General features: G+C 69.3%; 23 protein-coding genes. 10 read left to right on the forward strand and 13 right to left on the reverse strand.

The features are described 5' to 3' along the window. Positions 1-10 precede the first annotated feature (10 nt). The 7 genes from WFJ97_RS08355 (at position 11) to WFJ97_RS08385 (ending at position 8431) form a co-directional block, all read left to right on the forward strand. On the forward strand, positions 11-1027 hold the full coding sequence (locus tag WFJ97_RS08355) for a hypothetical protein (protein WP_336641129.1): 1017 nt from the start codon (positions 11-13) through the stop codon (positions 1025-1027). Then, on the forward strand, positions 1024-2283 hold the full coding sequence (locus WFJ97_RS08360) for an adenosylhomocysteinase (RefSeq protein WP_336641130.1): 1260 nt from the start codon (positions 1024-1026) through the stop codon (positions 2281-2283). The genes WFJ97_RS08355 and WFJ97_RS08360 overlap by 4 nt, the downstream gene beginning before the upstream one ends. 37 nt (positions 2284-2320) lie before the next feature. Further along, the gene (locus WFJ97_RS08365; RefSeq protein WP_336641131.1) at positions 2321-3655 is read left to right on the forward strand and encodes an amidohydrolase family protein; all 1335 of its coding nucleotides are present in this window, start codon (positions 2321-2323) and stop codon (positions 3653-3655) included. Further along, a complete protein-coding gene (locus WFJ97_RS08370) occupies positions 3652-5019 on the forward strand; it encodes an NtaA/DmoA family FMN-dependent monooxygenase (protein WP_336641132.1) in 1368 nt (455 codons plus the stop codon). The genes WFJ97_RS08365 and WFJ97_RS08370 overlap by 4 nt, the downstream gene beginning before the upstream one ends. Positions 5020-5412: 393 nt before the next feature. Further along, on the forward strand, positions 5413-6660 hold the full coding sequence (locus WFJ97_RS08375) for a sugar ABC transporter substrate-binding protein (RefSeq protein ID WP_336641133.1): 1248 nt from the start codon (positions 5413-5415) through the stop codon (positions 6658-6660). After that, positions 6660-7607, forward strand: a complete 948-nt coding sequence (locus WFJ97_RS08380; RefSeq protein WP_336641134.1) for a carbohydrate ABC transporter permease — start codon at positions 6660-6662, stop codon at positions 7605-7607. The genes WFJ97_RS08375 and WFJ97_RS08380 overlap by 1 nt, the downstream gene beginning before the upstream one ends. Next, the gene (locus WFJ97_RS08385; protein ID WP_336641135.1) at positions 7604-8431 is read left to right on the forward strand and encodes a carbohydrate ABC transporter permease; all 828 of its coding nucleotides are present in this window, start codon (positions 7604-7606) and stop codon (positions 8429-8431) included. Before WFJ97_RS08380 ends, WFJ97_RS08385 begins: the two co-directional genes overlap by 4 nt. Before the next feature lie 208 nt (positions 8432-8639). Here the strand turns inward: WFJ97_RS08385 and WFJ97_RS08390 are convergent, their stop codons facing one another. The 4 genes from WFJ97_RS08390 to WFJ97_RS08405 all read right to left on the reverse strand — a co-directional run bounded on the left by WFJ97_RS08390 (position 8640) and on the right by WFJ97_RS08405 (position 12225). Continuing rightward, a complete protein-coding gene (locus WFJ97_RS08390) occupies positions 8640-9593 on the reverse strand; it encodes an ATP-grasp domain-containing protein (RefSeq protein ID WP_336641136.1) in 954 nt (317 codons plus the stop codon). A 63-nt stretch (positions 9594-9656) separates the two neighbouring features. Then, positions 9657-11159 (reverse strand): SulP family inorganic anion transporter, encoded by a 1503-nt coding sequence (locus tag WFJ97_RS08395; RefSeq protein ID WP_336641137.1) that lies wholly within the window; start codon positions 11157-11159, stop codon positions 9657-9659. Positions 11160-11266: 107 nt separating this feature from the next. After that, positions 11267-11773 carry a hypothetical protein gene (locus tag WFJ97_RS08400; RefSeq protein ID WP_336641138.1) on the reverse strand — a complete coding sequence of 169 codons (507 nt, stop codon included), beginning with the start codon at positions 11771-11773 and terminating at the stop codon, positions 11267-11269. Positions 11774-11826: 53 nt separating this feature from the next. Beyond that, positions 11827-12225 carry a hypothetical protein gene (locus WFJ97_RS08405; RefSeq protein ID WP_336641139.1) on the reverse strand — a complete coding sequence of 133 codons (399 nt, stop codon included), beginning with the start codon at positions 12223-12225 and terminating at the stop codon, positions 11827-11829. A gap of 104 nt (positions 12226-12329) precedes the next feature. On the opposite strand from WFJ97_RS08405, the gene WFJ97_RS08410 reads away from it, so the two are divergent. Further along, entirely contained in the window at positions 12330-12674 is a 345-nt protein-coding gene (locus WFJ97_RS08410; protein ID WP_336641140.1) for a UBP-type zinc finger domain-containing protein, read from the forward strand. Between the two features lie 27 nt (positions 12675-12701). Here WFJ97_RS08410 and WFJ97_RS08415 read toward each other — a convergent pair whose 3' ends face one another. Both WFJ97_RS08415 and WFJ97_RS08420 read right to left on the reverse strand, forming a co-directional pair. Then, complete coding sequence (locus tag WFJ97_RS08415; RefSeq protein WP_336641141.1) at positions 12702-13178, reverse strand: SMI1/KNR4 family protein; 477 nt, start codon at positions 13176-13178, stop codon at positions 12702-12704. Between the two features lie 64 nt (positions 13179-13242). After that, positions 13243-14193 carry a manganese catalase family protein gene (locus WFJ97_RS08420; protein WP_336641142.1) on the reverse strand — a complete coding sequence of 317 codons (951 nt, stop codon included), beginning with the start codon at positions 14191-14193 and terminating at the stop codon, positions 13243-13245. A gap of 182 nt (positions 14194-14375) precedes the next feature. Here WFJ97_RS08420 and WFJ97_RS08425 point away from each other — a divergent pair, with 182 nt between their 5' ends. Further along, positions 14376-14945 (forward strand): sugar O-acetyltransferase, encoded by a 570-nt coding sequence (locus WFJ97_RS08425; RefSeq protein WP_336641143.1) that lies wholly within the window; start codon positions 14376-14378, stop codon positions 14943-14945. 76 nt (positions 14946-15021) lie between these two features. On the opposite strand, the gene WFJ97_RS08430 is transcribed toward WFJ97_RS08425, so the two are convergent. The 3 genes from WFJ97_RS08430 to WFJ97_RS08440 form a co-directional block, all read right to left on the reverse strand. Continuing rightward, the gene (locus WFJ97_RS08430) at positions 15022-15840 is read right to left on the reverse strand and encodes an SDR family oxidoreductase (RefSeq protein ID WP_336641144.1); all 819 of its coding nucleotides are present in this window, start codon (positions 15838-15840) and stop codon (positions 15022-15024) included. After that, complete coding sequence (locus tag WFJ97_RS08435) at positions 15837-16316, reverse strand: MerR family transcriptional regulator (RefSeq protein WP_336641145.1); 480 nt, start codon at positions 16314-16316, stop codon at positions 15837-15839. The genes WFJ97_RS08430 and WFJ97_RS08435 overlap by 4 nt, the downstream gene beginning before the upstream one ends. A gap of 66 nt (positions 16317-16382) precedes the next feature. Then, complete coding sequence (locus WFJ97_RS08440; RefSeq protein ID WP_336641146.1) at positions 16383-16679, reverse strand: hypothetical protein; 297 nt, start codon at positions 16677-16679, stop codon at positions 16383-16385. Positions 16680-16776: 97 nt separating this feature from the next. Between WFJ97_RS08440 and WFJ97_RS08445 the strand changes: the two genes are divergently transcribed. Then, positions 16777-17076: a DUF7882 family protein gene (locus WFJ97_RS08445; RefSeq protein ID WP_336641147.1), complete on the forward strand. Its 300-nt coding sequence runs from the start codon at positions 16777-16779 to the stop codon at positions 17074-17076. A 104-nt stretch (positions 17077-17180) separates the two neighbouring features. Here WFJ97_RS08445 and WFJ97_RS08450 read toward each other — a convergent pair whose 3' ends face one another. The 4 genes from WFJ97_RS08450 to WFJ97_RS08465 all read right to left on the reverse strand — a co-directional run bounded on the left by WFJ97_RS08450 (position 17181) and on the right by WFJ97_RS08465 (position 23602). Continuing rightward, a complete protein-coding gene (locus WFJ97_RS08450) occupies positions 17181-19325 on the reverse strand; it encodes an endonuclease/exonuclease/phosphatase family protein (protein WP_336641148.1) in 2145 nt (714 codons plus the stop codon). A gap of 223 nt (positions 19326-19548) precedes the next feature. Next, positions 19549-20283: a GntR family transcriptional regulator gene (locus tag WFJ97_RS08455; RefSeq protein ID WP_336641149.1), complete on the reverse strand. Its 735-nt coding sequence runs from the start codon at positions 20281-20283 to the stop codon at positions 19549-19551. A gap of 41 nt (positions 20284-20324) precedes the next feature. After that, entirely contained in the window at positions 20325-22571 is a 2247-nt protein-coding gene (locus tag WFJ97_RS08460; protein WP_336641150.1) for a glycoside hydrolase family 3 N-terminal domain-containing protein, read from the reverse strand. Continuing rightward, positions 22571-23602: an ABC transporter permease gene (locus WFJ97_RS08465; protein ID WP_247623695.1), complete on the reverse strand. Its 1032-nt coding sequence runs from the start codon at positions 23600-23602 to the stop codon at positions 22571-22573. The genes WFJ97_RS08460 and WFJ97_RS08465 overlap by 1 nt, the downstream gene beginning before the upstream one ends. Position 23603 lies beyond the last annotated feature (1 nt).

Below are 23603 nucleotides of genomic sequence, written 5' to 3' on the forward strand. Positions count from 1 at the left end.
CGTCGCGACCGTGACCGATGCCCCTTCCCGCACCCCGTCGACGGATGCCGTGACGCCCCCGGGATTCCGGTGGGCGACGGCCGCGGCATCCGCCTTCCCGGCGCCTTTCGCTGAGCCGGGCGATGCGCCCGCCGCCGTGTCGTGGCGGTTCGCGGCGTTGCCGGAGCAGGTGGCGGATGCCGCGCGCGCGGCGTTCGGCGTGGCGATCACCGCCGCTGACTCGGCGCCGGACCCGCGCGAACTCCCCGCTTTCGCGGCGATCTTCGCGCACGCGCGCGCCGAGCAGATCGTGCGCGCGCTGGCCCGGCGCACGAATCTCGTGCTGCCCGCGGCATCCGCTCTCGTGATCGGCGACGGCCCGCTCGCCGATCGTCTCGCCGCCACGCTCACCGTCGGCGGCACCCGGGTATTCCGCGGAATCGCCGATCCGGTCGTGCGCCTCCGCGCGCACCTCGCCGGTTCCCGCACGGTCGACGAGCCGTGGCCCGTGGCCGACCTCGTGCTGACGACCGGTGAGGGCCATGCCGCCGTCGACCCGGCATCCGTGACCGGGGTGCTGATCGACGCGTCCGTGGATGCGAACGGCCTGGTGCCGTCGGCAGGCGACACAGTTCGCCCGTTCGTCACCCGTGTCGGAGAAGGCACCTGGGTCGTCGAGGCCCCGGGGGTGTTCGAGACGCTCGGGCAGTCGAGCCTCCTCGCCGACGCGCTCGTCGCCCTGTCGATCCTCACAGCCCGGGCCTCGGCATCCGCCACTGCCTCGGCATCCGCCGCTCGGGAGGAGATCGACGTTACGGAGGATCGATCCGGCGATATCGCCCTCCCGAACGTGGATCTCCTCCCGAGCGAGGGCGGGGGACGCTTCGACAGGCTCAGCGACCCAGGTGCGGAGCTCAGCGACCCAGGTGCGGAGCTCAGCGACCGAGGTGCGGCGGACACCCCTGGAGACTGGGTCCCTGAGCCTGTCGAAGGGCCCCGCCCCGCAGCACTGGCCGACACCCACCTCGCCCGCCTGGTGCTCGCATGACCGGCCGCATCGCCGACCCGACCCTCTGGCGCGAGGGCACCGAACGCATCGCGTGGGCACGGCAGTTCATGCCCGCGACGACGGCTCTCGCGGCGGAGCTGCGCGAGAGCGGGCGGGTGCGCGGCATCCGCATCGCCGTCTCCGACGTGCTCGAGCCGAAGACCGCGACCGTCGCCCTGCTGCTCGCCGAGGCCGGCGCCGACGTGGCCGTCTCGTGCGTCGGGCGCGACACCGACGACGCGGTGGCCGCAGCGCTCGTGCACGCCGGCATCCCGACCTACGCGCACCGCGGGGCGACCGAGGCCGAGGATCGCGACAACGTCCTCGCCCTGCTCGACCACCACCCCGAGGTGATCGTCGACGACGGTGCCGCGACCATCCGTCTCGCGCACACCGAGCGCCCCGGCATCCTGGGGTCGATGGCCGGCGCGACCGAGCAGACGACGAGCGGCGTGCGCCCGCTGCGCACGATGGAGCGCGAGGGAGCCCTGCGCATCCCGATCGTCGCCGCGAACGACGCCCGCACCAAGTCACTGTTCGACAACGCGCACGGCACCGGCCAGTCGGTGGTGCTGGCGGTCGCCGATCTGCTCGACCGGTCGTGGGCCGGCAGCGACGTGGTGGTCGTCGGCTTCGGACGCGTCGGCAGCGGCGTCGCCCGCCACGCCGCCGCCCTCGGCGCGCGCGTCACCGTCTCCGAGGTCGATCCGGTGGCCGCTCTGCAGGCGGCGTTCGCCGGGTACGCCGTCGAGCCGTTGGCGGATGCCGCGGCGCACGCCGATGTGCTCATCTCGACGACCGGCATCGCGCACACCGTCGCGGTCGAGCACCTCGACCGGCTGCCCGACGGCGCCGCCGTCGCGGTCGGCGGCGGGGCGTTTCAGGAGATCTCGCTGCTCGCGGCCCTCGACGCCGGCGCCGTCGAGACGTCGCGGCGCGGCGCGGTGTCGGTGCTGCGGCTCGCGAACGGGCGCAGCATCCGCGTGCTCGACGACGGCCACTGCATCAACGTGAGCGCCGCCGAGGGCAATCCGATCCAGGTCATGGACCTGTCGTTCGGGGTGCAGCTCTCGGCCGTCGACTACCTGCTGGCCGGGCGCGGCACCCTCACGCCCGCGGTGCACATCCTGCCCCGCAGCGCCGACGACCGCGTGGCCGCGCTGGCGCTCGGCGCCTTCGGCGGCGGACTGGATGCCGTCTCGTCTGCACAGAGCGACTACCTGACATCCTGGCGCCCCCGAGACGTCACCCCCTGAACCCGACCGACCCGACCCGCACACCCGAGAGACGACCATGAGCGACATCACCCTCCACCGCGCGCGCACCGTGCTGCCCGTCGCCGCGCCCCCGATCGCCGATGGCGCGGTCGCCGTGCGCGACGGACGCATCGTCGCGGTCGGCGCGCACGACGCCCTCACCGCCGAGCTCGGCGACGCGATCGGCGAGCGCCGCGAATGGGACGGCGCCCTCACGCCGGGACTCGTCAACGCCCACACGCACCTGCAGTACACCGACATGGCAGCGGTGGGCCGGGGGCAGTACCCGAGCTTCGAGACCTGGGCGCTCGCGTTCGAGAAGGGCTACCGCGTCGAACACGACTGGGCGGCGTCGGCCGCCGAGGGCGTGCGCCTGTCGATCGAATCGGGCACGACCGCGGTCGCCGAGATCGTCACCGACCCCGAGGCGGGGCGCGCGGTGCACGACGCCGGGCTGCACGGCGTCGTGTTCTGGGAGGTGTTCGGCTGGAAGCGCGCGGCCTGGCAGCACGACGGCCCCGAGCGCGTGCTCGCCCAGCTCGACGCGCTCCCCTCCCCTCCCGCGACCGGCCTCTCGCCGCATGCGATCTACTCGCTCGACACCGATGTGTTCCGCGAACTGCAGCGGCTCGCCGAGGCGCACGGCGTGCGTCTGCACATCCACGCCGCCGAGTCGGCATCCGAAGACGAGTTCGCCCGGTTCGGCACCGGCCCCCTCGCCGAGCGCTGGCGCGGCCTCGGGCACTCCGACATGCAGCTGCTCTCGGGTAACGGATCGGGCAACGGCGTCGTGCACTACCTCGACACGGTCGGCGTGCTCACGCCGCACTCGCACCTGGCGCACGGCATCTACGTCGACGCCGCCGACCGCGCCCTGTTGCGCGAACGCGGGGTGTCGGTCGCGCTGTGTCCGCGCTCGAACGCCGTCATCGGACTGGATGCCCCGCCCATCGCCGCGTACCTGACCGAGGGCAATCCGATCGGGGTGGGCACCGACTCGCTGTCGTCGGCGCCCTCGCTGCGGGTGCTCGACGACGTCGCCGAATTGCACCGGCTCGCCCGCGCCCAGGGGTACTCGGCCGACGACCTGCATGCTCGGCTGCTGCACGCGGCGACGGCCGGTGGGGCCCGCGCCCTCGGGCTCGCCGACGGGCCCGCACCGGCGGGCACCCTGATCGACGGCGCCCGGGCCGACCTCGCGGTGTTCGCGACGGCATCCGCCGACCCGCGCGATGCGCTCGCCGAGATCGTCGAGAGCGCGCCTGAGGCGCTCGGCACGGTGATCGACGGACGGATGCTGTGGGAGGCGGGTTCCGCGGGGCGGGGCCCTTCGACGGGCTCAGGGAGCGCGTTCGAGGGAGCCCGCGCATGACCGACACGAAGCCCCTCTTCTTCGGCCTGTACGAGCAGGCGTGCGTCGGCAACGGGTCCGGGGCCGTGAGCCTGTGGACCCACCCCGATGACCGGCGCCTCGGCGCACTCGACCTGCGCTACTGGATCGATCTCGCCCGTCGCGCCGAAGAGGCCGAGTTCGACCTGTTCTTCTTCGGTGACGTGCTGGGCATGTACGACACGCTCGGCGGCGGCCCCGCGACCGCGCTCGAGTGGGGCGTCGAGCTTCCCGCGCACGACCCGCTCCTGCACATCCCCGCTCTCGCAGCGGTCACCGAACGCATCGCGTTCGGGGCGACGGTCTCGACGACGTACGAGCATCCGTTCGCCCACGCCCGCCGCTTCAGCACGCTCGACCATCTCACCGCCGGGCGCATCGCCTGGAACATCGTCACCTCGTACCTGCCGGGAGCAGCCGCGAACTTCGGCCTCGACGTGCTCGCGCACGACAGCCGCTACGACCGGGCAGACGAGTTCCTCGAGGTCGTCTACGACCTGTGGGAGCGCAGCTGGGACGACGACGCCTACGTCGGCAGTCGCGAGCTGCGGCGCTTCGCCGACCCGTCGAAGGTGCACCGCGTCGACCACGAGGGTGCGCACTTCCGCGTCGCCGGTCCGCACGTGAGCCCGCCGTCGCCGCAGCGCACGCCCTACCTGATCCAGGCCGGCTGGTCGCCGCGCGGGCGCGAGTTCGCCGCCCGGCACGCCGAGCTGATCTTCGTCGGCGACTCCGATCCGCAGGCCATTCGGGAGGGGCTCGCCGGCATCCGCGCCCGCGCCGCCGAGCTGGGCCGCGACCCCGAACAGATCCGCGCCGTCGTCGGGATGAACCCGGTACTCGCGCCCACGCGGATCGAGGTGCAGCAGAAGCTCGACGGCTATCAGTCGCAATACAACGCCGACGCCCAGCTCGCCGCGTACGCCGGCTGGAGCGGGATCGACTTCGCCGCCTACGCCGACGACGAGCCCATCGTGAAGCAGTCGACGAATCACACGCAGACGAAGGAGACCCGATCGGATGCTCCGCCCCTCACCGCGGGCGACGTGCGACGCCGCTTCGCCTCGGTGACCGCCTTCGCCGACGACCGGTTCATCGGCACTCCCGACGAGGTCGCCGCGAACATCGAGGAGTTCGTCGAGGAGTCGGGGGTCGACGGGTTCCTGCTGCACCAGTACCTGTCGCCGGGGTCGCTCGACGACTTCTCGACGCTGCTGGCACCGCGGCTGCGCGAGCGGGGGCTGTTCGGCGGACGCCCCTCGGACGGAACGCTGCGCTCGCGCCTGCGCACCGACGGCGCGGACCGGCTCGGCGCCGACCACCCCGCGGGGGCTCGGCGGCGCTGAGGGGGTTTCGCGGGGTGGGGCTACGCGCGACGGGAGGAGATCACTTCTTGCGCAGGAAGCATCCACTGTTTTGATCCTGCGGAGCGCGTGATCTCCTCCGTTGCGGAGCGGCCCCTCTGGGTGGGGCCCTTCGACAAGCTCAGGGACCCAGACTCAGAAACCGGGTCGCTGAGCCCCTCCGCTGGGTCGCTGAGCCTGTCGAAGCGCCCCGAAACCGCCCCTGCGTAACGCGCAGATTTCGCGGGAATGACGATCTGCGTCACATCATTTCGCCGTGTTTCCGAACCCGTGACCGCATGCCCCCACGTCCGAGAGACTCATGCCACGGGCATCCGCCCGACCTTCTCCCGACGATCGGTCACAGCCCGGTCGAGCTAAGGATCCCGCACCCTCATGAGCACCTCTCGCACGCGCGCCACCCGGGTCGCGCTGTCGGCCGCCGCCGGAGTCGCCTCCGTCGTCCTCCTCGCCGGTTGCACCGGTTCGTCCGCCCCGTCGAGCTCCTCCGGTGACGCCGATGACTTCGAGGGCGTCGAGCTGACGTCGTGGAGCAGCATCGACTTCGACCCGTACCAGACGCTGCAGAAGGAGTACTTCGAGAAGTGCGCCGCTGACCTCGGCATCACGATCGACGCCCAGACCCTCTCGGGCGACTACACGACCAGCCTGTTGCAGGCGGCGAGCTCGAAGTCGCTGCCCGACATCGCCCTCGTCAACACCGACACCCAGCTGCCGACGCTCGCAGCGCAAGGAGTGCTCTCCGACCTCGACAGCCTCGGCCTCACGACCGACGGTCTCGCCGAGCCGGTCGCCGCCCTCGGCGAGTACGAGGACACCCTCTACGGTCTGCCCACGCAGGTCGAGGACTACTCGGTGTTCTACAACAAGGCGTACTTCGAGGAGGCGGGCATCACCGAGCTGCCCACCACCTTCGACGAGCTCATCGCCGCCGCCAAGGCCACCACGACCGCCGACCACTACGGCATCGCGCTGCCCGGCATCGCGGGCGACGGCTCGACGTCGTCGTACTTCCTGCCGTTCCTGCTGAGCGCGGGCGGCGACCCGGCCGACCTCACCAGTGACGGCGCGGTCGCGGCGGTCGACCTCTACAAGACCCTCGTCGACGACGGCAGCCTCTCGAAGGAGTTCGTGAACTGGGGCTGGGACGGCATCGACCAGTGGAAGTCCGGCAAGGCCGCGATCACGGTCTCGGGCCCCTGGAACCTCGTCGACACGAGCCTCGACTTCGAGTACGGCACGTTCTCGGTGCCGGCCGCGACCAGCGCCGACGAGAGCAGCGTCGGACTCCTCGGCTACGCCTACACCGTGCCGGTGCAGGGCGACGAGAAGCGCGAGAAGGCGGCGGCCGCTCTGATCGAGTGCCGCGCCTCGGAGGAGAACCAGGTCGACACCGCGGTGCAGGGCGGGTACGTCCCGGCGCTGACGTCGGCGCAGGATGCCTTCGTCGCCGAGGTCCCGGCCGCCGAGGCCTTCGTCACCCCCGTCGCGAACGCCTTCAACCCGGCGACGCTCGGAACCGAGTGGAGCGCCCTGCAGGCGAAGTACGTCGACGCGCTGCAGAACGCGACCGTCAACGGCGTGAGCGCCGAGGAAGCGCTGAGCAAGGCCGACCAGGGTTGATGACAGCCGCTGCCACAGCGCCGAAGCGGCCGGGGACTCGTGCCTCCGGCCGCTTCGGCCTGACCCTGGTGCGGCGACGGAACCTCGAGCTGTGGGCCTTCCTCGTGCCCGCGATCCTGTTCTTCGCCGCGTTCTTCCTGTTCCCGCTCGGGTACGGCGTGTTCATGAGCACGACCGACTTCACGACCGGCACCTTCATCACCGGCGAGGCGCCGTTCGTCGGGTTCCAGAACTTCATCGACATCTTCCGCGCGGATGCCACCGGTATCGCGATCGTGAACACCCTCACCATCACGGTCGTCGCCGTGATCTCCGAGCTCGTGATCGGCCTCGCGCTCGCGCTGCTGTTCACGCGGCGCTTCCCGGGCAGCCGCTGGTTGCCCGCCCTCATCCTCATCCCCTGGCTGCTTCCGGCCGTCGTCGTCGCGACGATCTGGAAGTCGCTGCTCGCGGGAGACGGGGCGATCAACGACATCCTCGGGTTCCTCGGCCTGCCCGGCAACGCCTGGCTCGCCGATCCCGCCACCGCCCTCGCCGCCGTGATCATCGTGACCGTGTGGGCGAGCCTGCCGTACTGGTCGACGATCCTCGCCGCGGCCCTCAAGCAGGTGCCGGTCGAGCACCTCGAAGCGGCATCCCTCGACGGGGCCGGGGCGTTCAAGCGCCTGTGGCACATCATCATCCCCAGCATCTGGCCCGTGATCTCGGTGCTCGTCGTCATGAGCGTCGTCTTCAACCTGCTGATCGTCGACCTCGTGCTCGCGCTCACGCAGGGCGGCCCCGCCAACAGCACCATGACCCTCGGCGTGCTCTCGTACCGCTCGGCGTTCAGCCTGTTCGAGTTCGGGCACGCGGGCGCCTACGGCATGCTGCTGCTCGTCATCAGCCTCGGCTTCGCCGCCGTCTACACGTGGCTCTCCGCCCGACAGGAGCGTGCCGAGCGATGAGCACCCCCACTCCCCGCCGCAGCCGCGGCTGGTTCTGGACCGTGCTCACGGTCTCGATCCTCATCGTCTACCTGTTCCCCATCTACTGGATGATCTCGGCATCCCTCCAGCCCGATGCCAACTCCACCGACACCGCGTGGTTCCCGACCGCCCCGGCCCTCGACGGGTACGTGACGGCGTTCGAGGACGGCGGCCTCGACGGCCTGCGCGTCAGCCTGATCACCGCGATCGGATCGGTGCTGCTGACCCTCGTCGTCGCGGTGCCCGCCGCCTACTCGCTCAGCCGGCTGCGGTCGCGCGCGGTGAGCCTCGGGCTCGTGATCCTGTTGCTCGCGCAGATGATCCCGAGCATCGTGCTCGCGAACTCCTTCTACGCGATGTTCAACACGTGGGGCGCGCTGAACAGCTACATCGGGCTGATCCTCGCGAACGCCACCGCCGGCATCCCGTTCGCGATCATCCTGCTGCGCTCGTTCATGCTGCGCCTCGACACCGAGGTCATCGAGGCCTCCACCCTCGACGGACTCGGACCGGTCGGGTCGCTGTGGCGTGTGGTCGTGCCGCTGTCGCGCAACGCGATCATCACGGCCGGGGTGTTCACGTTCCTCTTCGCCTGGGGTGATCTGCTGTTCGGCCTCACCCTCGTCACGAAGACCGACATGTATCCCGTGACCGTGTTCATCTACGCGCTCGCGAACTCGAACATGAACACGTGGGCGGCGACGATGGGGGCATCCCTCATCGCGAGCCTCCCGGCGCTCGTGCTGGTTCTCGCCGCTCAGCGGTACGTGAAGGAGGGCGTCATCGCCGGCAGCGGGCGGTAGCGCGTCGGCGGCACGTGGCACTAACTCAGGACGAATGCCCCCGAATCCGCGGAATCGGGGGCATTCTGGCGACTCTGAGGCGGTTTGTCCTGAGTTAGGTACGGAGTTCCCGGTGCACAACTCCGGAAGAAAGCCCCCGGAACGCTGGTTCCGGGGGCTTTCGCAGGCTCGAGGGCCCGATTCTCAGGAGTTATGAACGCGCGAGGCGTCAGACTCCGACCGGTGCGGCGTCGCGGGCGAGCAGTCCGCCGAGGAAACTCGCGATCGTGCGCGGGCCCGAGACGGCGGCGGTGGCTTCGACGTCGGGGTTGTAGTTCGTGTTCGTGTTCACGTCGTAGGTGACGAAGCGGCCGTCGACGGTCTCGATGAACTCGATGCCCGCGACCGTGATGCCGGCGTCCTTCAAGAATGCGAGGTACTGCTGCACGAGCGGATGCTGCGCCGTGATCTCCTCGCGGATGCGGAACAGCGGCTCGGGCTCGACGCCGTCGGCGCCGGGCAGCGCGCACGCCTCGGCCGGGCACAGCTCGAAGCTGCCCGCGCTGGTGTCGACGCGCACGGCGTAGACGAACTCCCCACCGGCGAACTCGACCCGGGTGACGAACGGGGCGGCGGCGAAGAGGTTCTCCTGCAGCAGCGTGATGCCATCGGGCGAGGCCTCGAACTCCGGGCCGTCGACCCAGGCGTCGAACTCGTCGTGGCTGTCGTGGCGGCGCACGCCGAGACCCTTGCCGCCCTGGTTGTGCTTGCTGATGAAAGGGGCGGTGAACTCGCGGGCGCGCTCCTTGAGCGCGGCGGTGCCGAAGACGGCGATGGTGCGCGGCACCTCGATGCCGGCGCGTTGCAGTGCGGCGTGCTGGGCGGCCTTGCTGACCTCGAGCTCGAGCACGGGGCTGCCGTTCACGACGGTGCGACCGGATGCTTCGAGCCACCGCAGCACGGCACGGCCGAACTCCTTCGAGTCGCCGTGGTCGCGCGTGTGCGCCGAGGCGCTCAGTCGCGACCAGAACACGCCGGCGGGCGGTTCGGCATTGAGGTCGATCGACCCGTCGGTGAGCAGCCATTCCTGCGCGGGCACGCCTTCGGCCTCGAAGGCCGCGGCGAACGGCGGGAACCATTCGGCGTTCTCGTGGATCACGTACACGCGGGGCTCTGCAGTCATACCCTCACGCTAAATCACCCCGGAGCCCCGAGGGCCGGTCGCCGTGATGCAGCGTAATGCGCGCTACCCCTCGCCGCCGAGCTGCCCCGTCAGTCGTCCGTGGAACGCACCGCTCGCCTCGTTCAGCCCGACGAGCTCGACGGACGTGCCGTGCCGCGCGCACTTCGTCTCGATCGCGTCGAGCGCGGCGACGGTCGAGGCATCCCATACGTGCGATCGGGACAGGTCGATGACCACCCGTGCGGGGTCGGCGGCGTACTCGAACATCGTGGTGAGGTCATTGCTCGACGCGAAGAACAGCGCCCCGTCGACCACGTAGGTCGCGACCTCGCCGTCGTCCGAGACGGTGCGGGTGACCGAGACGACGTGCGCGACCCGGCGCACGAAGAGGACGGATGCCGTGATCACTCCCGCCACGACCCCGACCGCGAGGTTGTGGGTGAGCACAACGGCGACGACGGTGACGATCATGACGAACGTCTCGCTCTTCGGCATCCGCTTGAGGGTCGACGGACGGATGCTGTGCCAGTCGAACGCACTGATCGAGATCATGATCATGACGGCGACGAGTGCGGCCATCGGGATCGTCGAGACGAAGTCGCCGAACACGACCACGAGCAGGAAGAGGAAGACGCCGGCGAAGAACGTCGAGATGCGCGTGCGGGCGCCGGAGCGCACGTTGATCATGGTCTGGCCGATGACGGCGCAGCCGCCCATGCCGCCGAAGATGCCCGACAGCATGTTCGCCGCGCCCTGCGCCCACGCCTCGCGGGTCTTGCGGGAGTGGGTGTCGGTTATCTCGTCGACGAGCTTCGCGGTCATCAGCGACTCCATGAGCCCGACGAGTGCGACGCCGAGCGCGTACGGCGCGATGATCGTGAACGTCTCCCACGTGAACGGCACGTTCGGGATGAAGAGTTCGGGCAGGCTGCGCGGCAGGGCGCCCTGGTCGCCCACGGTGGGCACGTTGATCGCGAACACCAGCACGACGGCGGTCACGATGACGACCGACACGAGGGGCGCCGGCACCAGCTTGGTGATCTTGGGCATGAAGATCATGACGAGGATGCCGAGCACGACGAGCGGATACACCAACCACGGCACCCCGATGAGCTGCGGCACCTGGGCGCTGAAAACGAAGATCGCGAGCGCGTTCACGAATCCGGTCATGACGCTGCGGGGGATGAAGCGCATGAGCTTCGCGACGCCGAGCACGGCCATCAGCACCTGGAAGACGCCGGCGAGGATGACGGTGGCGATGAAGTAGTCCATGCCGTACGTCGGGGCGACGGGCGCGATCACCAGGGCGACGGCACCGGTCGCGGCGGTGATCATGGCGGGGCGTCCGCCGAGGAACGAGATCGCGATCGCCATGATGAACGACGAGAACAGGCCGACGGCCGGGTCGACGCCGGCGATCACCGAGAACGAGATCGCCTCGGGGATCAGTGCGAGACCGACGACGAGACCGGCGAGCACCTCGCGCGTCAGCAAACGAGGACTCTTCAGCGCGGTGAGCACGGAGGGATTCGCGCGATAGCGCGCGCGGTCGTCGACGGAGGTCACGGATGCTCCAGAGGGGGGTGATGGGCCCGATGGGGCCGATCCACTCTATGCCGCGGGGAGAGGAGCGTGTTGCCGTCGCCGTTCCGGCGGGAGGTCGATCTCCGAGGTCAGTGCCAGTGGGCTTCGAAGAAACACTCACCGGCGACGACGATCGCCTCGTCGGGGTGAGCGATCGACGCCGATTCGGCGGCATCGATGACCTCCGTCAGACTGCCCTGGGCGACGACGAACCCTCTGCTCGAGGCGGGGGTCCTCTGGTAGCCGGGGCTGGGGTCGCGACGGAAAGCCCACGCTCCGCCACCACGCGTTCCAGTCCACGGCCAACCCGTATTGTCGACGGGCCACGCTGCGGTGACCTCGCCCGCTTGCATGAGTCCGATGCGCTGACCGATCAACAGCGAGTTATACCCCAGGCTCACATGGCTGTCGAGCTGCTCGAGCGTCGCGTAGTCCGCCAGGGTCTGCGTCGCGTGCGTCAAGAAGATCTGCCGCTGAGGAGCGGAGTCATCCTGCTCGCGAGCTCGCGTCCAGGGGAGCGCTGCGATGAAGAAGAGCGGCTCGTCGACGGTGATGTCCGTCAGCTGCTCCATGACCGTGCGCGCCTGATCCACCATTCTCCTATCCTTCTCGATCGGAGGCCGCTCAGCGGGTGCCTCGCTGCGAACGCTCAATCGGCCGCGGTCGACAGCAGCAGGAACAGTGCACCCATTGCTCCGAGGAAGACCGCGAACATCACCGTCGACGCGAGAGTCAACCACGCCGAGAACCGATACCTGCGATCCGCGCGATCGACGCCTCGCCTCGATGCGGTGATCGCGACGGCCACGACGACGGATGCCGAGATCACCCCGATACCCGCACCGATCGGGAACCTGAATCCCCAGATCTGGGGAAAGAGGAACGAGAAAGTGTTCGTCTCGCCGACGCCTCCGATGATCGCGAAGATCAGCGCGATCACGTTGAGACCCGTGAGCGGCCACACCCATCCGTACTTCGCGCGCGCGAGGGCCAGCCTCGCCGCCTCCGTCCGCTCTTCCGCGGAGACGTCACCCTCGGTTGCGGTCATGCGCGTTCCTCCCCCTGCGGGTCCGAACATAGCAGTGGCCCCAGGAGGGCCTGTCCAAGCGGCGAGGGAACCGCGATGATGGCGGCATGACGACAGATCCCGAGATGATCGACGTGACGGTGCCTCCCAGCGGTACGGGGTGCGTGGAATGCGATGAGACCGGCTCGTGGTGGGTTCATCTGCGACGGTGCGCCGCATGCGGACACATCGGATGCTGCGACGACTCCCCCAACACGCACGCGACGAAGCATTGGAAGGAGACCGGCCATTCCGTGATGCAGAGCTTCGAACCCGGCGAGGACTGGTTCTGGGACTTCCGAGACGAGGCCGCGTTCGATGGCCCGTCGCTCGCCGCACCGACGAGCCATCCCGAATCACAGGCCGTTCCCGGTCCGAGCGACCGTCTTCCTGCCGACTGGATGGAAATTCTCAACGGCGGTGGACGCTGAGGGGCTCGCTCTGAGATGCCGGTCGGGTCAAGCGAGAGCGAAGGGGTAGCGATCGGCGAGTCCGGGGGATATTCGTTCGAGGGCGTCTCGAACGATGCGATCGGACGAGCGATCACTCGATTCGAGAACGTTCGCGATCTCGAGCCACTGCGTCAGACTCTCCACGACGAAGGCGAAGCGAGCAGCCGACCGCTGACCCTGGTCATGATCGAAGAAGTAGACCTGAGAGTCGGTGTGGAGCAGCCAGTGGTCTCCTTGGCCGCTCTCTCCGAAAATCCACCAGGCATCGGGCCGTTCGCCCCTCAGCCAGTAGTCGGCGTCGTCGAACTCGAGGTTCTCCCGCCGAGCTCTCGCCTCGCCGAAGAAGATCAAGTCCGGCTCGAGCTCTCCTTCCGACGACGAAAGCGCGTCGAGATACGCCGACGGGAGCCAGTCCGGAAGACCCGACGAGTTCGGTCGCCTTCTCCGACGTGCTGCGGGATCCGAGGAGGAAGGGGGCATCATCCGCGACCAACGGGTAGCCAGGCCCTCGGATTCATCCTCCGATCATAGGGTCAGCTCGCGGCCCCTATTTCATCCGCCCGAACGTCGCATCGATGTCGGCCATCTCCATCGCCGCGGTCGCCTCGATGAGCTTGCGCAGCTCGTCGTCGGCGCCCGGTGAGAACTCCTCGGGGCGCTCCGGCGAGATGGTCATCGGGAAGCCCTCGGGCGCCTGCTCGCTCGCGTCGAGCTCGGTGCCGTCGTTCGACGGCGATGCGCCCTGGAAGATCTTGCCCGCCTCGGACTGCGCCGTGAGGTCGAACGAGTAGTTCTTGCTCTGCAGACCGAGGTCGAGGAGCTTCTTCACCTCCGGGAACTGCTCGGCGTTCGTCTTCGGGATCGGCAGCGACGTGCGCCAGTTCACACCGAGGGTCTCGAGCGCCTTCGCGTAGGCGTTCTCGTGCGCCTGGTCACGCACGATGAGGTACGAGATCGTCGTGCGCGCGGTCTTGTTGTCGGTCATCTCGTACAGCCGGCACTTCTGCAGCCGCCCGGTCGATTCGAGCATGAGGTTGTAGAGCAGGTCGAGCACGAGATTGCCCGAGTTGTACACGTAGCTCCCCGACCACGGGTTGCCCACGGCATCCACCGGCAGCGCGCCCTGCGCGCCGACGAGGTAGTGGTGGATGTTGCCGGTGTCGACGGCGATGCTCAGCGGCGTCGCGCCGCCGGCACCCGGCTGATCCACCGGGTCGGTCGGCTTGCCCTGGTACTTCGGCGAACCGTCGAGGAGCCGGGAGATCGTGGTGCCGATCAGTTCGACGTGGCTGATCTCCTCGGTGCCGATCCCCTGGATGAGGTCCTTGTACGGCTTGCCGTCGGGACCGCGGAAGTTGATGCTCTGGAAGAGGTACTGCATCATCGTGCGCATCTCGCCGAACTGACCGCCGAGCCCCTCCTGCAGCGCGTTCGCAGCCGCGGGATCCGGCTCGTCCGCGGCGATCTCGTTGATGAATTCCTGCACGTGGAAATACATGGTGCGCCTCCGTCGGCTCTGTGGGGTGTGCGCTCACCGTGCGCCCCCGCGGCGACTTCACCGCGCCCCTCGACGGATGCCCCGGCACGACGTACCATGCCCCCTCATCGCGAGGTCGCCCCACCGGAGCGTGTACCGACAGGGCATCCCTCATTCGCCCACGCCGACCTACGGTGGGTCGCATGGACCTCACCGACCTCCTCACCCTCCTGAACGCCGGGGAGACCATCCCCGGCGGATCACCCGGCCACGCGGTGATGCACGAGACGAGCCAGGAGGCGCTCCGCATCGCCGGCGAACTCAACACCGGATACCACGAGCCCAACCGTGTGCGAGAACTCCTGGGTGCGCTGATCGGCACACCCGTCGATGACACGGTCACGCTGTTCCCGCCGTTCACCGCGGACTTCGGCAAGAACATCTCGATCGGCAAGCGGGTCTTCATCAACTCCGGATGCCGCTTTCAGGATCAGGGCGGGATCACGATCGGCGACGACAGCCTCATCGGACACAACGTCGTGATCGCCACGCTGCAGCACGGCATCGACCCCCACCGACGTGCCGACCTCATCCCCGCCCCTGTCACCATCGGGCGGAACGTCTGGCTGGGGGCGAACGTCACCGTGCTCCCCGGCGTCACCATCGGCGACGATGCCGTCGTCGGCGCAGGCTCCATCGTCACCAAAGACGTTCCCGCCGGGACGATCGCCCTCGGCTCCCCGGCCCGGGTCGTCCGCACCATCGGCGAGTGAGCCGGCGACACACACCCCCCACGCGATCGAGGACCCGCTCGATGACGAGACGGGCCCTCGACGCGACATCGCGAGCTCAGCCGTGAGCCCGTTCGGAGAGCGCGTTGTGTGCATCCCACTCGTCGAGTCGCTTCTGGTACTCGCCATGGATGAGCGCGTTGAGGCCCTTTCCGAAGAAGATCCGCAACGGCGGCTGTTCCATGTCCGCCAGCTCCAGCATGGCCGGGCCTGTCGCCTCCGGGTCGCCGGAACCGCTGGCACTGTTGGCGCGCGTCTTCGCGAGACCCTCGCGCAGCGGCTGATACGCGTCGATCGGCTCGGCGAAGTCCGCAGACTCGGTGCCCCAGTCAGTGCTGTATCCACCCGGCTCGACCAGAGTCACCGTGATCCCGAAGCCCGCAACCTCCTGGGCGAGGGTCTGACTGAACCCTTCCAGCGCCCACTTGCTCGCGTGGTAGATGCCCAGGTACGGGAACGCGTTCACCCCACCGATGGAAGAGATCTGGATGATGTGACCCGAGCCCTGTTCACGCATCAGCGGCAGCACGGCTTGCGTGACCCACAACGCACCGAACACGTTCGTCTCGAACTGAGCTCGAGCCTGCTCGGGGCTGATCTCCTCGACGGCACCGAACAGGCCGTAGCCGGCATTGTTGATGAGCACATCGATGCGCCCGAACCGCTCCTTCGCCTGGCGCACCGCCGCGAGAACAGCATCCTGGTCGGTGACATCGAGGGCGAGGGCGAGCGCGGTGTCGGGGTATGCCTGGGTCAGCGGAGCGATGCTGTCGAGATTGCGCGCTGTGGCGACCACCTGGTCTCCCCGCTCCAACGCCGCTTCTGCCCACACCCGGCCGAAGCCCTTGGACGTCCCTGTGATGAACCAGGTCTTCATGCCTGTTCCTCCTTCATTTCGTTGTTGATCTCGAGGGCCATTTCGAAGTTCCTCCAGCCGATCTTCGACGCCGATTCCCCATCGCCGCGGGAGAGCGCGTTCCAGTAGGCGACCTTCCCGTCGAGGTACTCCAGCTGGTGCTGCGCACGGGTGATCTGACGCTGCAAGAACTCTCGATGCTGATCGAAGAGCGCGATCTGGTCCGCTGCGGCAGAAACGCCCGCGTCGTTCTGCGACACGTATCGACGCATCTGTTCGATCGACATCCCCGTGGCGCGCAGGCAGGCCAGCGTGACGACCTTGACCGCGTCGCTCTCGCTGTAATACCGATGCCGACTCGACCTATCGCGCGCGATACGGCCGAGCAACCCGATGCGCTCGTAGTACCGCAGTGTGTGCTCACTCAGCCCGGAGCGCAGAACCATCTCCTTCATCGTGATGTGGGGAGAGTCTGACGCGGGCGCGATCATGGTCATCCACCCAGTCTCGAAACCTAGAGCACTCTAGGTCAAGCAATTCTGTCCCGATCGCTCGGGCCAGAGTCAGCCGAGCGGCTCAGGGTCGAAGTCGTAAAGACCCCCGTAGGGAAAGGCGTCGTTCCCCGTGTCACGGGCGTCGTGCTGCACCGTCTCGGTGGAGATCACGACGCGGGAGCTCGGGGTGATGAGAACCTTCACCCGCCGATTCCCCACGACGACGAACTCGACGAACGCCGCGGGTCCGCTCGCGGCCGTCTCGATCTGCCGCAGGAGCACGTCGAGGTCTTGTTCCTGGGCGAGGTACGCGCTGACGCCGTCGATCAGGATCTCTGTTCTCTCCATCGTTCGCATGCCGTCCATCCGGGGACGATACGCCCGCGCCGACCCGAGCGCGACCGGGGTTGTGCGCGCACGGATGACCTGCAAGAGACGACCGGCGAGGACGTATGGTTGCTCCATGGGAACCCTGGAGTACAACAGCGCCCGCCCTCCGGTCGAGATCGATGATCGGACGCTGGCGCATCTGAAGATCGTGATCGGCACGAAGTTGCGTCGCCAGGAGAGCTTCATGATGACGTGGCTTCCGGAGGCGAAGAACCCGGCCGGCCGGTTGACCATCTGGATGCATCCGAGCATCCCTCTGGTCTTCGCGTTCGATGAGGCTACGCTGCCGCCGATCGACGGCCGTCGCATCGAGCGCCTGATGGAGTCGCTCAACTCGCGAGGAGAACTGGTCCTCGACCAGCTCGAGGACTGACCCCGCCGAACCACCCCTTCACGAACGAGCCACCCCCTTCCGCACGGCGCGGAAGGGGGTGGCTCGCACTGAGAGGGGTGGCTCAGCGCCAGGGACGGATGCCGTTACGACTGACGCATCCGGCGGCGCACCATCAGCCCCGCGCCGACCAGCAGCGCCAGAACCGCGGCCCACACCGCCGGCATCAGGATCTCTCCACCGGTCTGGGCAAGCGCATCGCCACCGGCATCCGCACCCGCACTCGGCGCCGCGGTCACGGTGACGGCGGCGGTCACCTCGGTGCCGTCCGGCAGGATCACGACGAGCGTGTGCGCTCCGGCCGGAACGGATGCCGGGATCGTGACGGTCGTCGAGAAGGCTCCCGCGTCCGAAGCGGTCACCGTACCGAGGGCGACCGGCGTGGAGCGCAGCTCGAGCTTCAGCTGAGCGCCCGCCGCGAAGCCGGCACCGCTGACCTTCAGGCTTCCGCCCGCGACCACGCTCGACGATCCGAGCACCACCGCTGGAGCATCCGAACCGGGCTCCTCCGCAGCGGTCACGGTGACCGCAGCACTCGTCACCTCGGCCGGGACGTATCCCTCGAGCGTCCCGCCGACGCGCACGGAGAGCGCACGACCTGCGAAGTCCGCCGGGATCGAGAAGGTGGCCGAGGTCGCGCCCGCGATGGCCTCGCCATCCGCCAGCCACTGGAACGAGAAGGCGGTGCCCTCGGTCCACTCGCCGGTCACCGCGGTGACCTCGGCGCCGACCGTCGCCGTTCCGGTGATCGACGGCGTACCGACGACGAGCTCGCCGAGCTCGGGCTCCGCCGCCTGGCAGGCTTCGCCGCAGATCACGAAGTCGGACTGCAGGCCCTTGTGGTCGCTGGTCCACAGCGTCTGCGGGGTGAAGATCTCCTCGTCCGAGACGGGCAGGGCGCGGGCGCCGCGCACGATGTCGCCCTTCGGTCCGACGATGCGCGTGCCCGTCAGGGTGAGGCGGTCGTCCGGCGCGAAGAAGATGTAGTCGATCCGGTCGCGCTCGTCGGCCTCGGGCGCCCACGCGAGCTGCGAGACGCTGACGTTGGGGGTGTCGGCCGGCCACGTGAAGCCCGGGTGGGACACGGGGTCGGGGTACACGGCGCGGTACGCGTCGACGAGACCGCCGTCGCGCAGGATGCGGGAGGTCTGCCACGGGGCGACGACCCCGTTGTGGTCGTAGAGGTTCGCGGTGGTCTCGGTCCAGTCGAGTACCGAGGGCTCGTTCATGTCGGCGCCCATGATGGTGAGGCGTCCGGCCTCGCGCTCGTTCGCCATGTCGGCGGTGAGGGCCGCAGCGGATGCCGGTCGCCCGGATGCCTCGTTCGCCGCGAGGATCTGCGGCACGTCGGTCACGGGACCGCTCAGCTTGTTCCACCCGCGCCACTCGGTCGGGAACCCGGAGCCGAGCACGTCGCCCGCGTATCCGCGGGGAAGGTAGGTGGCGTAGTAGCGGTACTCGAGGTGGCCTCCGTACGCGGCGATCTGGGTGTCGCCCACCTGCACGATCGCCTTGGTCCATCCGCCCTGGGTGCCGGGCGTCGTGACGACGCCCACGTCGACGATCGGATAGCGCGATATGACACCCGCGCTGCCGCCCGTGGAGTGGTAGTCGAAGCCGAGGTCGCGGGCGACGGCTGCTGCCGCGCTCTGCGCCTCCTCGACGAAGATCAGGTCGGCGCCGATCTCGGCGAGCATCGTCGCGTCGGTGGTCTTGCCCCAGACGTTGAGCTGCACGACCGACAGGTCGATCGGCTTCGTCGGGTCGACCTCCGGGCCCTCACCGGGCTCTCCGGTGCCCGGCTCTGCCGCGATGGTGAACGTCGCCGGCTCGCTGACGCGGGAGTAGCCGTCGTTGTAGAGGTACTCGACGCGGTAGTTCCCTGCGGCCAGCGGGTTGCCCGCACGGTCGTTCGTGGGCAGCTGCACCGTGCCGGTCGCGCCGGGCGCGTACGCCCAGGCCATGCCGCACGCGTCGCAGGGCTCGGGCCGGGACTCGGGGTAGATCGCCAGCCAGTTCGTGGCCGTCGGGCGATCGGTCGAGTAGGTGACCGAGAAGGTATCCCCGACGGCGACGTCGGAGCTTTCGAGGGTGATCTCGGATGCCGCGGCGGCGGTTGCGGGCGACGCGGCGAGCAGCGGCGACACGAGGAGCGCCCCGGCTGCGGCGAGTGCGGCGAGCAGGGACGCGCTCCGACGACGGCGCACCACGGGGGGAGGTGACGAGGACATGTCTGACGTGATCCTTCCGGGAACAGTGTCGGCGTCCCCGACGGGACGCCCATCGGAGGTCGTGATCGCCTCCTGCAGCGACAGAACAGCCGGAAGATGACCGGTCGATGAACGCGATTCGTCCGAACGGCGACGGCTGCGGCATCCGCTCCGAATCCGGGAGCCCACGATGCACAGTTGTACAGCCCGGCACCACGGATGCCGTGGGCCGAGGTCGAGCCGCTCAGCCCAGCTCGCGCGTGAGCGAGTATCCCTGCAGCGACGCCTGCATCTGGAACGACATGACATCCGGGAGGTAGCGGTCGTCGCCCGCCTCGATCGCCCGACCGTCGGCGGAGTAGCTGACGCGGTTCACGCGCAGGAGCGGGCTCGAACGTCTCACGCCCAGAAGGCGGGCGTCTTCGCTCGGAGCCGCGATCGCGTCGATCGACTGCTCGCCCGAGACCATGCGCACGCCGCGCGATTCCAGCGCACCGACCACGGACGGCTCATCGGGCGACAGCTCCTCGACGATCGGGGCGATCCACGACGGATAGGCGGTGCGCTCGAGCATGACGACGCGCCCGTTCAGAGACCGCAGACGAACGACCTCGAGCACCTCGCCGATGCCGCGACCTCCCCGGAACCGGCGCACCTCGGTCGCCGTCGCCGGGCGGCGCTGCTGCGTGAGCACGTGTCCGCCGGGTTCCATGCCGCGGCTCGATGCCCACTGCGCGAACGACCGCATCTCCGAGAACCGCTGGCTCTGCGCCGTCGTGCGCACCAGCCAGCCCGAACCGCGTCGCGGGGCGATCGCGCCCTGCCGCGCCATGAGCACGAGCGCGTTGCGCACGGTGCCGCGCGAGACCTCGTAGTCGGCCGCGAGATGAGCCTCCGAGGGCAGCATCCCGGTGGCGTCGAATGCGCCCTCGGCGATCCGGATCGTGAGGTCGCGGGCGATCTCGCGATATCGATGCACGACGCTAGGTTATCCGCCGTGCTCGTACCACCGCCGGACGGTCACTCCACCGTGAACCCTGCCCCGAGCAGCTTCTCCTCGCGCGACGAGGGGCCGACCAGCAGGGCGAACTCCCCCGGCTCCACGACCCGCAGGCCCGCGGCATCCACGATCGTGCAGTCGGCGACCGGCATCTCGACCCGCACCCGCGCCGACTCCCCCGGCGCGAGGTCGACCTGGCGGAACGTCTTGAGTTCGCGATCGGTCCAGCTGACGCTCGTCACGGCATCCCGCACGTAGACCTGCACCGTCTCGCGAACCGGCCGCGAACCCGTGTTCGTCACCGTCACGTGCCCGACGACGATGTCGCCGAGGCCGAGCGACGAACGCTCCAGCGCGAGGTCCGAATACGCGACCGTCGTGTACGACAGCCCCTCGCCGAAGCCCCAGGCCGGCGCCTGCGTGAGGTCGGCGTAGCGATCGCCGTGCTGCCCGCGGATCTGGTTGTAGTACGTCGGCTGCTGGCCGACGTGCCGGGCAAACGAGATCGGCAGACGGCCCGACGGCTCGACCTCGCCCGCGATGATCTCGGCGATCGCGCGCCCGCCCTGCATGCCCGGGCTCGCGGCCCAGATCACGGCGGCGGCCTGCGAGACGGATGCCGGCAGCACGAGTGGCTTCGACGCCATCAGCACCACCACCACGGGCGTGCCGGTCGCGATCACCGCGTCGAGCAGGGCGTTCTGCCCGCCGATGAGTTCGAGCGTGGCGGTCGAACGGCCTTCGCCGACGAGTTCGATGCGGTCTCCGACGACGGCGACCACGACATCGGCGGCCTCTGCGGCGGCGACGGCCTCGGCGATCAGCGCCTCATCGGGGGCGCACGGCTTCACGATGCGCGGGCGCGGCTGCCCGTCGGGGAACAGCGCTCCCTGCGGGTCGTCCTCGAGGGTGAGGATGTCGGCCCCGCGCGCGTGCGAGACCTCCCAGCCTCCGACGCCCGAGAGCCCGTCGAGCACGGTCGTGATCATCTCGCGCGGCTGACCGTCGAGCCATCCGGCCTGGCCCGACCCTCCGGCCCAATCGCCGAGCTGCGTCTGCGCGTCGTCGGCGAGCGGACCCACGACCGCGACCTTCGTCGGCGCCGCGGCATCCAACGGCAGCACGCCGTCGTTCTCGAGCAGCACGATCGACCGGCGCGCGATCTCGAGGTTCAACTCGGCGTGCGCGGCGCTGCCGACGATCTCGTCGAGGCCGTCGCGCGGCAGACGCGGGTCCTCGAACAGCCCCAGCTCGAACTTGAGGGTGAGGATGCGCGCGGCGGCGGCGTCGAAGGCATCCGCCGGCAGCAACCCGCGCTCGACGGCCTCGAGCGCGCCCTCGAAGAAGCGCGGCGTCGTCATGATCATGTCGTTGCCGGCGCGCGTCGCGGCGGCCGAGGCGTGCGCGTAGTCGGGCTGCACGTGCTGTTCCCACACCATCCGCCCGACGTTGTCCCAGTCGGTGACCAGGGTGCCGGTGTACCCCCACTCGCCGCGCAGCACGTCGGTGAGCAGCCAGTCGTTGGTGGTGATCGGGATGCCGTCCATCGTCTGGTATCCGAGCATGAACACCCGGCAGCCCTCGCGGGCGACCCGCTCGAACGGCGGCAGGAACCACGAGCGCAGCTTGCGGCGCGAGATGTCGGCCTCGCTGGCATCGCGCCCGCCCTGCGTCTCGGAGTAGCCGGCGAAGTGCTTGGCGGTCGCGAGCACCGCGGTCGGGTCGTCGAGACCGTCGCCCTGGTAGCCGCGCACCATCGCCGAGGCGAGCTCGCCGATGAGGAACGGGTCCTCGCCGAACGACTCGTCGACGCGGCCCCAGCGCAGGTCGCGGGCGATGCACAGGACGGGGGAGAAGGTCCAGTGGATGCCGGTGACCGCGACCTCCTCGGCGGTGGCGCGGGCCACGCGCTCGACGAGCTCGGCATCCCACGAGGCGGCCATGCCGAGCTGGGTCGGGTAGATCGTCGCTCCCGGCCAGAACGAGTGGCCGTGGATGCAGTCCTCGGCGACCAGCAGCGGGATGCGCAGGCGGGTCTGGGCGGTCAGGTCGTTCGCGCGCAGGATGCGCTCGGGCGACGTGTGCAGGATCGACCCGGCGTGACGGCGCAGGACGTGGTCGTCGAGATCGTCGCGCGCGTCGAGCTGCAGCATCTGCCCGACCTTCTCCTCGAGCGTCATGCGCCCGAGGAGGTCGGCGACGCGCTCGTCGATCGAGAGGGCGGGGTCCTGGTACGGCAGAGCCGTGGTGAGGGTGGGAGAGGTCATCACTTCGCGTTCCGGGTCAAGATGGTCGAGGAGTTCTGCGTGGTCGTATCGTCTCGGGTCGAGCTGGGCGGAGCATCCGTGTTCGCCATCGGGATGCTGCGCACCGCCGTGACGGCGTCGTTCACGTCGAGCCCCTTCTTCTTCATCGCGCGCGCCCGCTCGCCCGCCGAGCGCAGGCGCGGGTTGACGTACTCGTCGATGCCGAAGTTGATGAGCGACAGAGCGACGCCGATGATCGCGATGCAGAGCCCGGCGGGCACGTACCACCACCACAGGCGCGGGAACGCGCCGTTCTGCTGGGCCCAGAACAGAATCGTTCCCCAGTTGAGGTTGTTCACCGGGATCACCCCGATGAACGCGAGCGTCGTCAGGCCCAGGATCGCGGCGGTCACGGTGCCGACGAAGCTCGACGCGATGAGCGCCATGAGGTTCGGCAGCATCTCGACCGTGATGATCCGGCGCAGGGGCTCGCCGTTGGCGCGCGCCGCCTGGATGAAGTCGCGGTTGCGCAGCGACATGGTCTGCGCGCGCAGCACGCGCGCACCCCACGCCCAGCCGGTGAGGCCGAGCACTGCGGCGATGAGGATGATCGGCGGGTTGTCGAACTGCGAGGCGATGATGATGATCAGCGGGATGCCGGGGATCACCAGGAACACGTTCGTCAGCGCCGACAGCGACTCGCTCTTCCAGCCGCGCACGTAGCCGGCGATGACGCCGATCGTGATCGCGATGACCGTGGCGATCGCGGCCGACAGGAAGCCGACCACGATGACGCCGCGGGTGCCGAAGATGATCTGGCTGAGCACGTCCTCGCCCATGTGCGTCGTGCCGAGCCAGTGCTCGAACGACGGCGGTTGGCGCAGCGCCGAGCGGTCCTTCTGGGTCGGGCCGTAGGGCGCGATCCAGTCGGCGAGGATCGCGATCAGCACGAAGATGCCGAGGATGATGAGCCCCGCGATCGACTTGCGGTTGCGGAACATCGCGAACGCCTGCGCGAGCTGCGACCAGAAGGTCTTGCGTGTATCGGTCATC

Origin of the sequence: Microbacterium sp. USHLN272 (assembly GCF_037149655.1) — a bacterium.
Taxonomy (GTDB): Bacteria; Actinomycetota; Actinomycetes; order Actinomycetales; family Microbacteriaceae; genus Microbacterium; species Microbacterium galbinum.

What these genes read in the sequence shown, in the direction of transcription:
- WFJ97_RS08450 (WP_336641148.1), bottom strand. Translation starts at nt 19,325, where the DNA reads ATGTCCTCGTCACCTCCCCCCGTGGTGCGCCGTCGTCGGAGCGCGTCC.
- WFJ97_RS08445 (WP_336641147.1), top strand. Translation starts at nt 16,777, where the DNA reads ATGGGAACCCTGGAGTACAACAGCGCCCGCCCTCCGGTCGAGATCGAT.
- WFJ97_RS08380 (WP_336641134.1), top strand. Translation starts at nt 6,660, where the DNA reads ATGACAGCCGCTGCCACAGCGCCGAAGCGGCCGGGGACTCGTGCCTCC.
- WFJ97_RS08405 (WP_336641139.1), bottom strand. Translation starts at nt 12,225, where the DNA reads ATGACCGCAACCGAGGGTGACGTCTCCGCGGAAGAGCGGACGGAGGCG.
- WFJ97_RS08365 (WP_336641131.1), top strand. Translation starts at nt 2,321, where the DNA reads ATGAGCGACATCACCCTCCACCGCGCGCGCACCGTGCTGCCCGTCGCC.
- WFJ97_RS08435 (WP_336641145.1), bottom strand. Translation starts at nt 16,316, where the DNA reads ATGACCATGATCGCGCCCGCGTCAGACTCTCCCCACATCACGATGAAG.
- WFJ97_RS08385 (WP_336641135.1), top strand. Translation starts at nt 7,604, where the DNA reads ATGAGCACCCCCACTCCCCGCCGCAGCCGCGGCTGGTTCTGGACCGTG.
- WFJ97_RS08400 (WP_336641138.1), bottom strand. Translation starts at nt 11,773, where the DNA reads ATGGTGGATCAGGCGCGCACGGTCATGGAGCAGCTGACGGACATCACC.
- WFJ97_RS08370 (WP_336641132.1), top strand. Translation starts at nt 3,652, where the DNA reads ATGACCGACACGAAGCCCCTCTTCTTCGGCCTGTACGAGCAGGCGTGC.
- WFJ97_RS08430 (WP_336641144.1), bottom strand. Translation starts at nt 15,840, where the DNA reads ATGAAGACCTGGTTCATCACAGGGACGTCCAAGGGCTTCGGCCGGGTG.
- WFJ97_RS08465 (WP_247623695.1), bottom strand. Translation starts at nt 23,602, where the DNA reads ATGACCGATACACGCAAGACCTTCTGGTCGCAGCTCGCGCAGGCGTTC.
- WFJ97_RS08420 (WP_336641142.1), bottom strand. Translation starts at nt 14,193, where the DNA reads ATGTATTTCCACGTGCAGGAATTCATCAACGAGATCGCCGCGGACGAG.
- WFJ97_RS08425 (WP_336641143.1), top strand. Translation starts at nt 14,376, where the DNA reads ATGGACCTCACCGACCTCCTCACCCTCCTGAACGCCGGGGAGACCATC.
- WFJ97_RS08375 (WP_336641133.1), top strand. Translation starts at nt 5,413, where the DNA reads ATGAGCACCTCTCGCACGCGCGCCACCCGGGTCGCGCTGTCGGCCGCC.
- WFJ97_RS08415 (WP_336641141.1), bottom strand. Translation starts at nt 13,178, where the DNA reads ATGATGCCCCCTTCCTCCTCGGATCCCGCAGCACGTCGGAGAAGGCGA.
- WFJ97_RS08360 (WP_336641130.1), top strand. Translation starts at nt 1,024, where the DNA reads ATGACCGGCCGCATCGCCGACCCGACCCTCTGGCGCGAGGGCACCGAA.
- WFJ97_RS08410 (WP_336641140.1), top strand. Translation starts at nt 12,330, where the DNA reads ATGATCGACGTGACGGTGCCTCCCAGCGGTACGGGGTGCGTGGAATGC.
- WFJ97_RS08390 (WP_336641136.1), bottom strand. Translation starts at nt 9,593, where the DNA reads ATGACTGCAGAGCCCCGCGTGTACGTGATCCACGAGAACGCCGAATGG.
- WFJ97_RS08440 (WP_336641146.1), bottom strand. Translation starts at nt 16,679, where the DNA reads ATGGACGGCATGCGAACGATGGAGAGAACAGAGATCCTGATCGACGGC.
- WFJ97_RS08460 (WP_336641150.1), bottom strand. Translation starts at nt 22,571, where the DNA reads ATGACCTCTCCCACCCTCACCACGGCTCTGCCGTACCAGGACCCCGCC.